The sequence below is a fragment of the Marinobacter sp. NP-4(2019) genome (genome assembly GCF_003994855.1).
In the GTDB taxonomy this organism is placed as follows: Bacteria; Pseudomonadota; Gammaproteobacteria; order Pseudomonadales; family Oleiphilaceae; genus Marinobacter.
The window spans coordinates 3,462,583-3,476,720 of record NZ_CP034142.1 but is presented as its reverse complement, the minus strand read 5'-3'; the positions used below and the strand labels follow the sequence as shown (position 1 = coordinate 3,476,720).

19 protein-coding genes are annotated in these 14,138 nt (G+C 53.5%); 9 read left to right on the top strand and 10 right to left on the bottom strand.

What is annotated here, in order from left to right; all coding sequences use genetic code 11:
- Positions 1–750 precede the first annotated feature (750 nt).
- From EHN06_RS15870 to EHN06_RS15860, 3 genes are all read left to right on the top strand, one after another.
- Positions 751–1,443, top strand: a complete 693-nt coding sequence (locus EHN06_RS15870) for a transposase (protein WP_127333500.1) — start codon at positions 751–753, stop codon at positions 1,441–1,443.
- A gap of 163 nt (positions 1,444–1,606) precedes the next feature.
- Positions 1,607–1,885 (top strand): type II toxin-antitoxin system RelE/ParE family toxin, encoded by a 279-nt coding sequence (locus tag EHN06_RS15865; RefSeq protein ID WP_127333499.1) that lies wholly within the window; start codon positions 1,607–1,609, stop codon positions 1,883–1,885.
- Positions 1,886–1,897: 12 nt separating this feature from the next.
- On the top strand, positions 1,898–2,212 hold the full coding sequence (locus tag EHN06_RS15860) for a HigA family addiction module antitoxin (protein ID WP_011786638.1): 315 nt from the start codon (positions 1,898–1,900) through the stop codon (positions 2,210–2,212).
- A gap of 182 nt (positions 2,213–2,394) precedes the next feature.
- Here the strand turns inward: EHN06_RS15860 and EHN06_RS15855 are convergent, their stop codons facing one another.
- Positions 2,395–2,964: a TetR/AcrR family transcriptional regulator gene (locus tag EHN06_RS15855; RefSeq protein WP_127333498.1), complete on the bottom strand. Its 570-nt coding sequence runs from the start codon at positions 2,962–2,964 to the stop codon at positions 2,395–2,397.
- A gap of 112 nt (positions 2,965–3,076) precedes the next feature.
- On the opposite strand from EHN06_RS15855, the gene EHN06_RS15850 reads away from it, so the two are divergent.
- The 4 genes from EHN06_RS15850 to EHN06_RS15835 all read left to right on the top strand — a co-directional run bounded on the left by EHN06_RS15850 (position 3,077) and on the right by EHN06_RS15835 (position 5,674).
- Positions 3,077–3,580: an HPP family protein gene (locus EHN06_RS15850; protein ID WP_127333497.1), complete on the top strand. Its 504-nt coding sequence runs from the start codon at positions 3,077–3,079 to the stop codon at positions 3,578–3,580.
- A gap of 297 nt (positions 3,581–3,877) precedes the next feature.
- Positions 3,878–4,174 carry a hypothetical protein gene (locus tag EHN06_RS15845; protein WP_127333496.1) on the top strand — a complete coding sequence of 99 codons (297 nt, stop codon included), beginning with the start codon at positions 3,878–3,880 and terminating at the stop codon, positions 4,172–4,174.
- On the top strand, positions 4,171–5,091 hold the full coding sequence (locus tag EHN06_RS15840; RefSeq protein ID WP_127333495.1) for a M14 family metallocarboxypeptidase: 921 nt from the start codon (positions 4,171–4,173) through the stop codon (positions 5,089–5,091). Before EHN06_RS15845 ends, EHN06_RS15840 begins: the two co-directional genes overlap by 4 nt.
- 88 nt (positions 5,092–5,179) lie before the next feature.
- Positions 5,180–5,674 (top strand): gamma-glutamylcyclotransferase family protein, encoded by a 495-nt coding sequence (locus EHN06_RS15835; RefSeq protein ID WP_127333494.1) that lies wholly within the window; start codon positions 5,180–5,182, stop codon positions 5,672–5,674.
- A 17-nt stretch (positions 5,675–5,691) separates the two neighbouring features.
- On the opposite strand, the gene EHN06_RS15830 is transcribed toward EHN06_RS15835, so the two are convergent.
- From EHN06_RS15830 to EHN06_RS15795, 8 genes are all read right to left on the bottom strand, one after another.
- A complete protein-coding gene (locus EHN06_RS15830; protein WP_228257331.1) occupies positions 5,692–6,732 on the bottom strand; it encodes a succinylglutamate desuccinylase in 1,041 nt (346 codons plus the stop codon).
- A complete protein-coding gene (locus EHN06_RS15825; RefSeq protein WP_127333492.1) occupies positions 6,729–8,213 on the bottom strand; it encodes a hypothetical protein in 1,485 nt (494 codons plus the stop codon). Before EHN06_RS15825 ends, EHN06_RS15830 begins: the two co-directional genes overlap by 4 nt.
- Positions 8,214–8,424: 211 nt before the next feature.
- The gene (locus EHN06_RS15820; RefSeq protein WP_127333491.1) at positions 8,425–8,868 is read right to left on the bottom strand and encodes a DUF3010 family protein; all 444 of its coding nucleotides are present in this window, start codon (positions 8,866–8,868) and stop codon (positions 8,425–8,427) included.
- Positions 8,869–8,897: 29 nt separating this feature from the next.
- Complete coding sequence (locus tag EHN06_RS15815) at positions 8,898–9,242, bottom strand: PBPRA1643 family SWIM/SEC-C metal-binding motif protein (protein WP_127333485.1); 345 nt, start codon at positions 9,240–9,242, stop codon at positions 8,898–8,900.
- Between the two features lie 354 nt (positions 9,243–9,596).
- Positions 9,597–9,917 carry a hypothetical protein gene (locus EHN06_RS15810; protein ID WP_127333490.1) on the bottom strand — a complete coding sequence of 107 codons (321 nt, stop codon included), beginning with the start codon at positions 9,915–9,917 and terminating at the stop codon, positions 9,597–9,599.
- On the bottom strand, positions 9,918–10,421 hold the full coding sequence (locus EHN06_RS15805; RefSeq protein WP_127333489.1) for a hypothetical protein: 504 nt from the start codon (positions 10,419–10,421) through the stop codon (positions 9,918–9,920). It abuts the gene before it with no gap.
- 120 nt (positions 10,422–10,541) lie between these two features.
- Positions 10,542–11,708: a DUF4268 domain-containing protein gene (locus tag EHN06_RS15800; RefSeq protein ID WP_127333488.1), complete on the bottom strand. Its 1,167-nt coding sequence runs from the start codon at positions 11,706–11,708 to the stop codon at positions 10,542–10,544.
- Positions 11,709–11,834: 126 nt separating this feature from the next.
- Positions 11,835–12,311, bottom strand: coding sequence for a DUF1499 domain-containing protein (locus tag EHN06_RS15795; protein ID WP_127333487.1), 477 nt, complete (start codon positions 12,309–12,311; stop codon positions 11,835–11,837).
- Between the two features lie 348 nt (positions 12,312–12,659).
- Between EHN06_RS15795 and EHN06_RS15790 the strand changes: the two genes are divergently transcribed.
- Entirely contained in the window at positions 12,660–12,986 is a 327-nt protein-coding gene (locus tag EHN06_RS15790) for a glycine zipper domain-containing protein (RefSeq protein ID WP_127333486.1), read from the top strand.
- A gap of 180 nt (positions 12,987–13,166) precedes the next feature.
- Here EHN06_RS15790 and EHN06_RS15785 read toward each other — a convergent pair whose 3' ends face one another.
- Positions 13,167–13,511: a PBPRA1643 family SWIM/SEC-C metal-binding motif protein gene (locus tag EHN06_RS15785; protein WP_127333485.1), complete on the bottom strand. Its 345-nt coding sequence runs from the start codon at positions 13,509–13,511 to the stop codon at positions 13,167–13,169.
- A 158-nt stretch (positions 13,512–13,669) separates the two neighbouring features.
- Here EHN06_RS15785 and EHN06_RS15780 point away from each other — a divergent pair, with 158 nt between their 5' ends.
- Complete coding sequence (locus EHN06_RS15780; protein ID WP_127333484.1) at positions 13,670–14,080, top strand: glutaredoxin family protein; 411 nt, start codon at positions 13,670–13,672, stop codon at positions 14,078–14,080.
- Positions 14,081–14,138: the final 58 nt, after the last annotated feature.

Below are 14,138 nucleotides of genomic sequence, written 5' to 3'. Positions count from 1 at the left end.
GTGCCAGTCAAGGAGGGGGGCAGTTCATGGCCGGGAAACATAGTGCTCTGCCAGAGCCACCTGAACACGGAAAAAGGGGTGCTTTCACGGCAGAAATTTTTCAAGATATTGAAGGCTCGGTTCGGCGTCGAATGGTACGAGTCCCATAAGCTCTTTCTGAAGGAAACTGATGCCCGACGTCGAATCATTGATAAACGACGTCGGCAAGCCATTCAGACCCATATTGATCGGGTTGCTGATGATTTGCGCTCAGATTTTCCTGACACGATCATCGACTTCAGCCTCGAGGAGGGGAGACCAACGTTACAAGTTGGTTATTGTCAGATCCGATTCCCTTACGGGTTTCTTCGGCAAAAACGCCGATTCAACTCTCTGCAACACATCAAGAGCATCGTTGGCGCTATATTGGCCAACGGGAACCATAATTAAACGGAAAATCCTTGGGGAAGACCGGAACAAATATATTCTGTGAAATCCGGGATTGATCTATTATTTGGGTTCATAGGCAAGCCAGGATCTTGTCGTCGAATGCCAGCGTCCGGTTATCTGGGTAACCCGGCCCGCTTTTCTGGAGTCATTTCCCGCTCCCACTCAGCTTCGTCTCCCGGCGCTGGCAGAAACCGGCCAAACTCGATCATCTGAGTGGTTGGAATGTCCTGGACGAAAACCGGGACAGATTTATTTTCACGGCTTCTTTGAGGTTGCCGGCCCACAGAACGGATTCTGTGGTTTAAAAGCAAGGAGGTGCGTATGCCAAGGCGGGCTAGGGTGATTGTGCCCGGTTTTCCCCACCATATTGTCCAGCGCGGCCATAACCGCCAACCTGTGTTCGTCGAGCGCCGCGACTTTGAGTACTACCTCGCAAACCTTCAGGAATGGAAACAGGTCTATGAGCTGGAGGTGTTCAGCTATTGCCTGATGACGAACCATGTTCATCTGGTCGTTCAGGCAAACGACAATCTGACCGCAATCCCTCAATTGATGAAGCGTATGGCTGGGCGTCAAACACGCTTTGTAAATGCCCTCGAAAAACGCAGTGGTTCTCTCTGGGAGGGGCGCTACAAGATTAGCCCAATTGATACTGATGCCTACCTGTTGGCTTGTTGTCGCTATGTGGAGCTCAACCCTGTTAAAGCAGGGATGGTGGATAAACCTGAGTTGTATGAGTGGTCGAGCTATTGTGCACGGGTCGGGGTGTCACATTGCCAATGGCTGGATGAGCCCGACACCTTTCGGGCACTGGCAGGCAGTCACCAGATGAGGATTGAAGCCTATCGGCAGTTTGTTGAGCAGGAAGATGCTTCGTCGTCAGATGAATTGATTCGTACTGCGATCAATAGCAATAAACTGACCGGCGGCAACAAGTTCGTGGATGAAATTGAAAACCGTATCGGTATCAGAGTTGAAACTCGTAAGCCGGGGAGGCCTGTATCTAAAAAATAGATCTGTCCCGGTTGTGCATGAGTGCGACCGGATGATGCGTTTTCGTGGTAAACTGCTGCACTCCCGCCAAGTGTTTTCTCGATTCCGTTTGTTATAAAAAAACATGTTATTATAACTAAATCGTATTTCACGTTTAACGTGCAACGTTATAAGGTGGGTAATCATGATCAAGAGCTTTAAGTGCAAGCACACAGAGGAGCTTGTAAAAACAGGTAAGACTCGGCGTTTCAATGCAATCCAGCGAACGGCCGAGCGTAAGTTACAGCAGATGCTAAGCGCTGAAGCTCTTAAAGATTTAAAGTCTCCGCCCGGGAATAGACTTGAGCCGCTTTCTGGAGACAGAGAGGGGCAACACAGCATCCGGATCAATGACCAGTGGCGATTGTGTTTCCGCTGGACAGATGAAGGGGCGGAAGACGTGGAGATTGTTGATTACCACTAAGGAGGTCGCGCAATGGTTACTGTAGGTATGCGCCCTATCCATCCAGGAGAGATTTTACTTGAGGATTACCTTGAGCCTCTTGGCATGAGTGTGAATGCGCTTTCAAAAGAACTTTATGTTCCTGCACAGCGCCTGAACGAGATTGTTCGCGAGCGTCGTGGTGTGACCGCGGATACGGCCATGCGTTTGGCTCGTTACTTTGGGACTACTGAGCAGTTTTGGCTCAATCTGCAGACCGATTATGATCTGCGTCGTGTCCGTGCGGAGAAATCCGATCAAATCAAGAAGCTCATCAAGCCTCGAAAGTCTGATCACGAGGCTGCCTGAGCTCAGCCCGTCACCTGGTTAGTCCACCAACACTTTGATTGCGATCACCTGAGCGCGCCTCAATCAATTGTCAACTCCCAGTGATCCCAATCTGTATAGCCCGCCCAAGCGGTCTCCTCGACGAGTCAGTGTTTCTGAAAAATAGATCTGTCCCGGTTTCGCTCTTTAAGGAGTTGAGTTGGCTATCGAGGAGGCTGTAGGGGTTCGTACGGTAGACCAACGTAACGACATAGCATTTGCCACACCTCGTTTATCCTGTCGAAAGTGTGAAAGATGCTGGCATTGATGATCATGCCGTCGAGTGTCGTTTGGAAGAATCGGGCGACGCTCGCCGGGTCGTCCACCTCGATCTCATGAAAGATGTCTTCAAGCAGGCAGGCAATCCATTGTTTGTGGTCCTGAGAAATCAAGACCATGCCTTCAGCATTGTGGTATTCCCCCGTAGCGCGGATAAACATGCAGCCAAAAAAGTCCGGAGAAAAGAACCAGCGCGTGTGCCAATTGAACACTTCTCGCAGCTTCTCTTTTGCGCCGGTGATTGAATCGAGTGACGCTTCGAGCGAGTCCTTGAATCGCTGGTGACGAAGCTTTAAGACTTCTTCGACCAGCTTGTCCTTGTTTCTAAAATGGTTATAGAGCGTCATTTTGGAAACATTTGCTTCGTCCCGGATTGTATCCACACCAACCGCTTGATAGCCGTGCTCGTTGAAAAGGCGAAGCGCGGTCGTAAGAATATCGTCTCGCTTGCTCATAGGTAATTCCTATAGAAATGTCGGTTGCAGTAGTTTGGGCAGAGCTTGACCGCTTATTTTAAACATCATACTGTACAGACCTGTCTGTCCACTATTATACAGAGGTTCACCTATGTTGCACAAACTAAGAGGAGCAGGAACGGCTCCTGCCCGGCCTTCTCCAGCACAGATTTTTATCGGTTTGATTGGAGGTATCGCAGGGATAGGTGCGATAGCCTACCTGACACAACTCGCGGGCGTACCGCTATTGATGGCGCCCTTTGGTGCTACGTGTGTGTTGCTGTTTGCGGCGCCGGGCGCTCCGTTAGCACAGCCAAGAAACGTCATTGGTGGTCACCTCATCGCAACGCTAGTCGGGTTGGCGGTTATGAATATTGCTGGAAGTGGTCCCTGGCAGATGGCAGCAGGCGTAGGGCTTGCGATCGCGTTAATGCAGGTTTGTCGAGCCATTCACCCACCAGCAGGTGCAAACCCAATTGTTGTACTTGCAGCAGGAATTCAGGACTGGGGCTTCGTATTGACGCCGGTTCTCGCCGGATCCGTCATCCTCGTTCTAATCGCTTTGCTTATTAATAACACTGGCCAACAGAAAAATTGGCCGACTTACTGGATATAAAAGGAGTTAACGAATGCCAATCATCACTGTAAGCCTTGCCAATTCGATTTGTAGCTCACAGAACAAGCAGCAGGCCATCAAGCGAGTCGCAGAGAGGCTGACTGAAAGCACCGTTAGGGTCTTGCGCAAGAATCGAGACCTGATTGTGGTTCGGTTCTCTCCTCTAGTCGGGAAACCGGGACTGGGGAAACCGGGACAGATCTATTTTTGATGGATTGAACGGCATAGAATTGGCGAACGGTATCAACTGGATGTTCATGTGGCACCCAGATCACAAGCGCAGCGACAGGCCTTATTATGCATTTGGATAAAGCAAAAAAGCGCATTGCAAAGCAGGTTAAGAAGGGCTTTCATGGCTATCCGTTGGTTTCGCTGGAGTACTTTGGTAAAGCGAACTTTGGTAAAGCGCCGGATTCAGCCACCGAAGTCGTTGTCTCATATACTGAGGAAGAAGGTGCCGATCCTCAGAAGCAAACGTTTGTAAGTGACGGTGACGCCCGGGAAGATGAAACGATTCAATCCACCCTCGTGAAAATTATTGAGCGGGCGGATGCCAAAACGGTGACCGAGATCGACGGTATTTCCACGATATGAACTCCGCTTCAGCGGCCTATCCAATCGGTACGCCCGGCACTCCCTGGGGCGACGCGGAACGTGCTGAGTGGCTGTCACGGCAAACCCGTCAACGCAGTTACGAGTCCGACGTGTTGAGCGTGGTCGAGCGGCTGCGCTCGCGCTTCGACGTGCAAGAGTATGGCCGTCTGGAATATGGCCCGGACGTTTATCCGCTGATGGCAATCCGCAGCCGCGACTGGCGTGCCGATCGGCCGGTGGTGTTGATTACCGGCGGGGTACACGGCTATGAAACAAGCGGTGTTCATGGGGCGCTGCAGTTCGTTGAACAATATACACTGGATTATGTTGGTCGTGTAAACCTGCTGGTCGCGCCTTGCGTCAGCCCCTGGGCTTACGAACGCATCCATCGCTGGAACGCGAACGCGATTGATCCCAATCGCTCGTTTTGTGATGACGGCCAGGCCGGGGAGTCAGCGGCGCTCATGCAACTGGTGGCATCAATCGATGAGCCAATACTGCTGCACATCGACCTGCACGAGACCACCGATACCGACGAAACCGAGTTCCGCCCGGCGCTTGCGGCCCGTGATGGCAAACCGTTTGAGCCGGGGGACATTCCGGACGGCTTCTACCTGGTGGATGACACCGAGAGCCCGCACCCGGAATTCCAGCAGGCGTTGATCAAGGCGGTGGAAAAGATCACCCATATCGCGCCGGCGGATGCCAACGGCGAGATCCTCGGCTCACCGGCGGCCGCCCGGGGCGTTATTCAGTATCCGCTGGCGCAGCTTGGCCTTTGCACCAGCATGACCAACGCCCGCTACAGGACCACCACCGAGGTCTACCCGGACAGCGACCGGGTGACCCCGGAGCAATGCAACGCCGTGCAGGTTGCCGCGGTGTGTGCGGCGATCGACTATGCGCTGTCAGGATAGAGAAAACCGGGACAGATTTATTTTCCAAATTGGAAAAATAGACCTGTCCCGGTTTTGCTAGAGTGAATAGTGCAGAGACGGAGGCAGCATGAAGTATTTTGCTTACGGATCGAATATGTCACTCCTCAGATTAAGAGCCAGGGTTCCTAGCGCGGAGCGAATCGGTATGTTCACGCTCGTGGAGCATTCCCTTCGGTTTCATAAGTGGAGCAGGAAAGACAAATCCGCAAAATGCGACGCACTGTTTACCGGAAATCCGGAGGACTTCGTCATTGGCGCACTGTTTGAGATACCTCGCGACGAGAAAGGCCCGCTGGACAGGGCTGAGGGTTTGGGCTTCGGTTACGATGAAAAGCGGGTCACGGTTACGGATGCTCTCGGGAATTCCCTTGATGCTTTTACCTACTGTGCAACGTCAACGGATCCATCTTTGTTGCCTCACTCCTGGTATTTGAATCACGTCATCGTTGGTGCGAAAGAAACAGGGGTTTCCGCTGATTACCTTGATGCCATTTTAGCCACGCGAAGCCAGGAAGACCCTGATCGGAAACGAGATGCGAGAGAGCGGGCAATCTACGATTAAAAGCCGCTGGTGATGGTTTAAAAAATGGGATCGCCAGTTGCTTTGACCGCATAGAACAGGCAATCGCTCTTCGCAATCACCGGGTTGGTGGTGATCATGAAGGCCTTGAGGGCCTGGGCAGGGTAGATTCGCCCATCCTTGATTTGAAGCACCTGTTCCATGTTCTCGGCCCGGTTGTGGCTGATCGCCGTGAGAACGTCCAGGCCTTTTTGTCCAACCCATCCGAGAGGCTCATCCGGCGACACAATCCCGAAATTGCGGTGTTCGATGTCGGGCGGAAACGTGAGGTCCGCCTGCCCACTGGGCGTTAACCTGTACTCGATAGTCGCATCGGGCGCCAGCTCCACCCGAATCGGATTGCGCAGTACAGCAACGTTCCATTCCGTTTTTTCCAGCGATAGCACGTCTGGCTGTGAGGCATACCGAACAAGCCCTTCGTACGCCAGTTGGTGCGCGTGATCATCCTGAGACCCGCCACACTCAATGGTCACGGTGGGAACCTCCTGCTCGGAATATTCCATCAGTGCGCCCAGGCGAAGATCCGTCATGATCAGCCGGTCAGTAAAGAGCGACGCCAGCGCTTGATGGGCAGCGTCGTTGGTGATGGTCACAGCGAAGGCAGGGCCCGTGCCTGAGGTGTTGTGCACGTCCAGCAGGCACTCCGGGTTGGCTGTCTGAAGCTCGGCCAGCATGGCCTCGGCTATGGCGCCTTCCTCTCCTTCAAACGGTTCTTTGAAGCACCGGTTCAGATCACGTCCGCCCGGCCGTTGGCGCAGCGAAAGTATCGGCGGGATTTTCGCGGGACGGACGCCGCCCAGAAGGAACAGCAGGTTGACCTCCGGGGTGTGCTGCTCCAGTAGCCATCGGTGAATCGCGAACAGCCCTGAGGGTTCGTTGCCGTGAAGCAGCGTTGCCATGGCCCGGGTCCTGGAAGGATCGCGGCCGGCAACGCGAACCACCGTGGGCCGTTGCAGCCGGTTCAGCCACTCCAGGGGCGAGCGGCCCAGGGTCTGGGGTGACGGGTTGTTGAGATAATCCAGGGTGTTCGAGCGGCTCATGGTGACAAGGTCCATTCGTGCACGGGTGTGTTTGTCTTCTGATTGCCCATGTAAAGAGCCAGCATACTCTTGAACGCGTCGTCGGTAGTCTGGGACCTGAAAAAAGAGTCTGTGATCTGGCGCTGCCATCGCGCGCCCGTCATCCCGGTTTGAATGCGGCCTTCGATGATCCCCAGCAGGCGGTGGATCTCCGCCTCGTCCACCGCGGTTCGTTGCAAGGCTTCCCGGGCGCGCGGCAGCAGGTCACGGGCTACGTTCAACAGGGGTGTATCCTGTAACTGTACCTGGTCTTTGTGCGGCCAGATAATGTCTGCTCCAATGCCGTATTTGGCGGCACGATAGAAATTGTGTTCGGTGTAATGAAAGGGAAGTATCGACGTCAGGTGACGGATATCCTCGAGTACCGCCAACGCCGCTCCGATGACGAACAGCCCGTTCGCGCACATATCCACGGCCGTTGGTCCGGCCGGCATGGAACGAATCTCGATGCGCAAATGGCCGCCTTCTTTGTGATCAAAGATGGCCCGGTTCCAGGGCCACGTAGTCCCATGGTGCAGTCGCAGTTCGGTCAGTTCCGGTACGTCTCCCCGATCAATAACCGCCATCGGATCTTCTTCCGACATCAATGGAAGGATAGGGGGATACAACGAAGCAGAAGCTGCAAACAGCTCCCAGGCGCTGCGTGCCCAGCCGTTGCCGTAATAGACCCGTGGCGGGTGTTTCCAGGTTCTGTGGTTGGGCGACCGGCTGTCGACGGCTTGTTTGAACAGGGCGATACGGGTTTCGTCCCAGAGGTGGTGGCCGAACAGGCTGGGCGAATTGCTGGCCAGAGCCAGCGCAATGGGTGTCACTAGCTGCACTGCGTTGAAATAGTCTGCAAAGCGTTGGGCAGGAACACGCCAGTGCAGTTGGAACGAGGTGTTCGCCCCTTCCATGGTGACGTCGTCCGCTTCCAGGTCGATGACGTCATTGCCACCGATATGGATGCTGAATGGCTCGCCCCGTTGCTGGATCAATGCGTTGGAGAGCGCATGGTAGCGGGGTTCGTCTGTCATCACCTTCGCGCCCATATCGGACTGGCGTAAGGTGGGTAGAATGCCGATGGGGACCAGTTCGCCATTCAATGGTGCGGCATGCTGGTTGATTCGCTGCATGGCCTCGAGCAGTTCCTGCTCGGTTCTGGCAAAGGGGGCTCCCTTGAAAGCCTTGGGGCTGAGGTTGTATTCAAGATTGAAGCGGTTGAGCTCAACCGCCAGTTGTGGATCCTGAACGCTGGCGGCTATTTCTGTGTTGATCGGCTGGACGCGCAGCTCCGGGTTGACGATGTAGAACTCGACCTCGGCACCAATCGAAGATTCCCCCTCACCAAAGCCGGGCCGGTCCAGAAGGCGGGTGAGTGCGGTAAGATCCGTTCGCACCTTGGCCGCAAAACGGTCAAATTCTTCCGTTGTAAATTCCGATTGTTTTATCGACAGTCCCATAGCGGCTGTGTCTCTAACACCGACTTACCTTGATAGTAGCGGAAATGAGGTGCGCGCGAGTGATTGACCGAAGGAGAAAAGCGATATGAGCCCCGCGTCAGCGGCCTATCCAATCGGTACGAAAATGTAATCCTCACCTCCGACTGTGAAGTATGTGGAAACCGGGACAGACCTATTTAATCTGCGGGGAACCAGCGGTCGGAGGTGAGCTTCAGGATCCATGCTTCCCTTGCAGCTGTCCTACATAGGCGGCGGTAAAGGCTGCTTCCTGAAAGGCCTTCAAACCGGTATCGGCAAAAGCAATGGGCAGCGGGTTGGATGCCAGGGTGGACTTGATCAGCGCCGGGGGCAGCAGGGTCACCGCCAACTCAGTACCGGTAATCAGTTGAATGGCCGCTTCCATTTTAAAGCTGATGGCACCACCGGCAAATTTGCCTTTTGGCATCCGCTCTTTGATCGCGACACGTGCGACCCCGTATTCGGCCATTAACGCCGCAAAGGCCGCCTGGAACCGCTGCAGATCTTCACGGCTATGGTTTTTCGGCAGTGACAGTTTGCGCACCTTGCACTCCGGCAGGTTGAACTGCCCCCTGTCCATATTCAGCAAACACACCACCGCATCGCTGCCAGTCAGCTCAACTCCACAAACAATCATAGCCATTGTCCTCTATGCCCAGGCTAGCCTCAGCCACAGCACTTCTTGAATTTGATTCCACTACCGCAGGTGCAGACGTCGTTGCGGGAGGGCGATTTTACCGTGGTGACCGTCCCACCTTTATTCAGGAGAGCGGTGAGCTCGTTGATGGATTCAACGGCGTCCTCGCGGGTATCAACCGATATATTCGCGTGCAGTTTTGCCCTGGCCACCTGTGCCTCAACCTCCTGCTTGCGCGCTTCACTGGTAACCACCAACGTTAGCGGATACTTCCTGCTGCCATTCTTCTGGCTGGCGTTGGTCTGAAAGCCGCCGTAAGCGGTGTGGTGCTGGCGTGCGTCCTGCCGACCCTTGAAGAAAAATTTATCTGACATGCTGATATCCTGATGGGGAGAATGCCCAGGCTCTTGCTGGGAGGAGTCTTTTAGCACGCTTGCGGATACGGTGATATAGGCAGATATAACTTCCTATGGAGCGAGTCTTCGAACGGGGTATCGTCGGTCAGAAATAGAAGGTACTGGTTGCCATGCCGTACACAGGCTTCGAGAATGGTTCCTTCCAGTGGGTCCTCCGACGTCCGTCCAGCAATGGTTGCGAAGCTCTTTGCAAGTTCTTGATCGTTGGCTTGCTTTGCCGGTGCCAGGCCGGCGTCTTCCGGGATGAATTCGGCCAGTGTTTGAGTGGAAAATGTCCGACTCAAATACATCTCGTTGCAGGCCTTTGAGACGTCATACGCCTTGCGCGGCCATTTTGAACTCAAGGGCCATGTTGTAGGCAGCTCCACGTAAACAGATGACGTATTGCTCTTTATTTTCATGAAGCGTTTTCAGGAACTTGGAGCGCGCTTCTTTCTTCAACCATTTGAAAGATGCTTTACCGATGGCCATCGGCTCGGGGACGTAGCGCATTGCCTCACTACACTCGCCTGATTCGGCAATGAGCTTGTAAGTGAGATTGAACAGTTCTTCGTTCGGGTGCCAGTTATTGGCTTGCTTGCCGTAAAGGGCTATCAGAAATTCTTTCAGGTGCTCTCGATCGTATATATCCATTTATCTCTCCCTGATACTTTTCGCCACCTCTTTGTAGCGTGCGTCTTTTCCTTTGACGACAATGTGATGAATAGCCGCTCGGTCGAAAATGTAGATATGCCCAAGACCATGGGTTTCGCTGTAACCTCCTAGGATGTCGAACGAGCCGAGTGAATCTTTGTAAACTGCGTCGTCGGGTATATCAAAGGCTTCACGTTGCTTGACCGCCATATCCCGAAGTTCGGGGGATAGCGATGGCCGAATATCTTCAATGAAGAGCGCACGAATGAATTGTTCAGTATTGCCGGACAGGTCGATGCCAGGATAGAAGGCTTCGGCATCGACTATCTCGTGAGACATAGCCCAGTCCTCGTACTTCAAGATGAGGGTCGTGCTGGTATGGGAGATTAGTTCAGGGTCGGGATAATCCAATGCGAGGTCTTGTGACAAAACGAGATCGCCTGCCATGCAACCTGTTACAAACAGGCACAAGGCGAGCAGAGGAACGATGAAGATCCTTTTCATAGTTGGTTCCTTCTCAGTGACTTGACCGGAATATACGGGCACTCCCTTTTGAGCGCAACCTGTCAAAAATCAGGGCAGGTTTATTTTCACAAGTTCAGCGCATTATTGTTGGCAGTGTCATTAATTTTCAGACAATCTCTCCAACCGTGGCTTGAAAGCATTCACAAAGGCATTCACTGCCTCCGCAAAATAAGCAGTCACTTCTGGGGAATCAACCGGCGGCCACGGGCCCTCAATACGCTTGCTTGTGATGATTCGTCGATTCTTTTCATCCCACTCTATCGGTAGTGGAATCTCGGAACGAATAGCCTCAGCGTCATCTTTCAGACCGTCATAAAGAAATTCACCGTTGTCTGAACCCCTAATACGAAGAAAGCACCCAATCTCGGATGAAGCTTTATAGAAGTACAGAGTTATCCAGGCCGTTCCCGAGCCCGGTGGCATCGGGAACGCGATATTGCCTTTCGCAACAGGGTTGGCTATTGGTTGCTCCGGGTCGTCCAGTCTTAACTCTGCTAAAAAACGCTTCCAGAACTCTTCGTATTGAGTGTTCAAAGGATTGGGCGTAGCCGCATCTGATTCCTGATTTACAGGCGGGGCATCTGCAAAGTCGGTTACGTATACCGTTCGCTGGATTTCTTTGGTTTTGAAAAGCGTTCTTGGCTGTATGAACGTCAGGTCCTTCTTGGCTGTCTGATAGACCGCTGTCTCGATCATCGCCAATGTAAATTTCATGTTGGCGGTTCGTTCCAGATACTGGATCATTGCCTCGATGTCGCTGCGAATACCGTCACCTGCGATAACGAGCATGAAATCGCCCTGAGCTAATGAATTGCTTATACCATCCACGAATTCACTTTCATCCGTGTTTGGGAAAGCACGTTGGACCAATTGGTAGGGAATATTTCCTTTCTCGCCTGTTCTGCGCGAGACCTCACGTTGAAGATCTGAATAGCTCCAGGTTTGTAGCTCTTTGGCGTAATCGAGGATCTGGCCAATAACCTTTCTACGGGCTTCTGGGTTTCGCCACAGCTTGGTTTCAACAATGACCAGTTTGCCTTGCGGTGTTGTGTAAACAATATCGATGGGGCCGGCACTGGTGTTCATTTCCATGCAAAGAGGAATGACATCACTGTATCCAGGGTTTATCTCTCCGAATGGCAGGCTCGCTGGATTCTGAAATAGTTGCTCCTGTAACCACCTCTCGGAGAAGCCCTCGTTGAAGGTGAGCCGGGACAGCGGTTGGGTATTTGCTTCTGAGTCGATGAGAAAGGGGGCAGCTCGCAAACTGATCATCCTGATTTTTGAGTTTGACTATCATCCTAGCTGAGAAAGCTTGTGGAGGCACCGTGCCGAGGGAATATGAGACATCTTGCTGCAGGCTGGAGGAATGGAATCTGGTTTCGATTTCCCTCAGTCAGCGCTTTTTAGAGCCTGGCTGTTGCCACTGGCAACACCATACTCAACCAGACTGTGTCGGAACCGCTCCACGCGTCGCCGGTTAACGCCCAGATCATAAAATCCGACCAGCGACTGGGATCGGACATCCAGGCTGCGTCGGTCCGGGCTCACCAGCACCTCGAAGTAGTCGGGAAAGCGGAGCAGGTCGCTATGAAAGGTCATGTCCAGATAGCCAAAGCGCGAGTCATTGAGTCTGGCGCCCGGCATTTCAGTGGCTACCGCTTTCACGGTATCCCATGTCGGCTGATCCAGGGGCGCCGACAGCTGAATGGGTTTCACGTGGTAGAGGCCCACTGATGAGGTGCTGGACACACAGTTCAGGAAGGGCGTGCAGCCATCAAGGGCGAAGTCAGTACCGGAGGAAGGTACATGGCGGGTCGAAGTGCAGCCTGTTAGCAGGAGTGCTGTCAGCAGAGCAAAGAATCGCATGTTTGATTCCGGGAGAGCATTGTCGGGTTGGAAGTCAGTGTAGCACCATGCTTTTGGTCGGTTTTCAGGTGCCCCGGGCTCTCAGGTCCCGGATGATCCGGATAACCGCTGAGTCGGAGGTAGAGTGCGAGCGTCTTGTTCGGGTCCAATTCGAAAGGAATGCGCATCCCTTAATCTTTTGTAACCTATTGAAAGATAAATAAAAGGTAATGGGTGGCTTCACGTGTATTTCTGATATTCTCGAATGGTTCACAAAATTGACACGTGCCTGGTGGGGCGATGGAGAAAATGGTCTCCTTTCCGTCATATTGGGCAGGTCAGACCACCTGAACAATGGGATTTACATCAATGAAAATGAAATCACTGCTCGTTTTTTTATCTCTGAGTGCCACCTCATTGGGGGCCGTTGCGGATGATACAGCCGACGCCGCGCTAGGTGGCGGTATTGGCGGAGCAATTGGGGCTGCCATCGGCAACGAGGTAGGTGGCAGAGATGGTGCTATTCTCGGCGGTGCCGTCGGTGCGGCAACCGGAACAGCCATTGCCACCAAAGATCATAGAGAAGACTATCGCGACCATGATCGCCGTCGTCATGACTACGACGATCGCCGGTCTTACCGGAAGTTTGGTGGCCATTTCTGCCCACCGGGCCAGGCGAAAAAGGGCAACTGCTGAGACGCGACAAGCCTGCAATTTGATCTGTGCGCTCCAAAAAGCCTTTCTCCAACGGGAAGGCTTTTTTTCGACCCTGAACCACCTACTGAAGTGGGGGTTATTCAAATGAAAACCGGGGCAGCACCGTCAACTCAACTCCACAAACAATCATAGCCATTGTCCTCTATGCCCAGGCTAGCCTCAGCCACAGCACTTCTTGAATTTGATTCCACTACCGCAGGTGCAGACGTCGTTGCGGGAGGGCGATTTTACCGTGGTGACCGTCCCACCTTTATTCAGGAGAGCGGTGAGCTCGTTGATGGATTCAACGGCGTCCTCGCGGGTATCAACCGATATATTCGCGTGCAGTTTTGCCCTGGCCACCTGTGCCTCAACCTCCTGCTTGCGCGCTTCACTGGTAACCACCAACGTTAGCGGATACTTCCTGCTGCCATTCTTCTGGCTGGCGTTGGTCTGAAAGCCGCCGTAAGCGGTGTGGTGCTGGCGTGCGTCCTGCCGACCCTTGAAGAAAAATTTATCTGACATGCTGATATCCTGATGGGGAGAATCCCCAGGCTACTGCTGGGAGGTACCGGGTCAACCGGGGGAAATGGTATCCTCACCCCCGACTGTGAAGTACGCAAATCAAGCCAAGGTACCGGCACCCGTTAGGTTACCTTCAAGCCAGAATTTGAGTGTTACCCATGAGAATCATTATTCGTTATTTTTTCCGCGCCCTGCGCCTTGTCCTGACGCCGTTCATGCTGCTCAGCGAAAAGCTCAGCACGCCCAAAGGCATCACCCGCAGTGCTGAACAGCAGGCCCTGGTCGACGAGGCCAGCAAGGATCTCGCCCTGTACCAGTTCACAGCCTGCCCATTCTGCATCAAGGTACGCAAGGAAATCGCCCGGCTGGGTCTGAACATTGAAACCCGCGATGCTCAGCATGACCAGCAGCATCGTGCCGCGCTGGAAGCTGGCGGCGGTCAGATCAAGGTGCCTTGCCTGAAGATTCGTCAGGATGATGGCAGTGAGCGATGGCTGTACGAGTCTGATGACATCAGGGCATGGCTGCGGGAACGATTCGAGTCGGGTGACCCCGTACTCAGCCATTAACCCCGCAAACAATCTAATGCGTTCGCCAGGACCGGGGCCCTGGCGATCCGCCCCTACG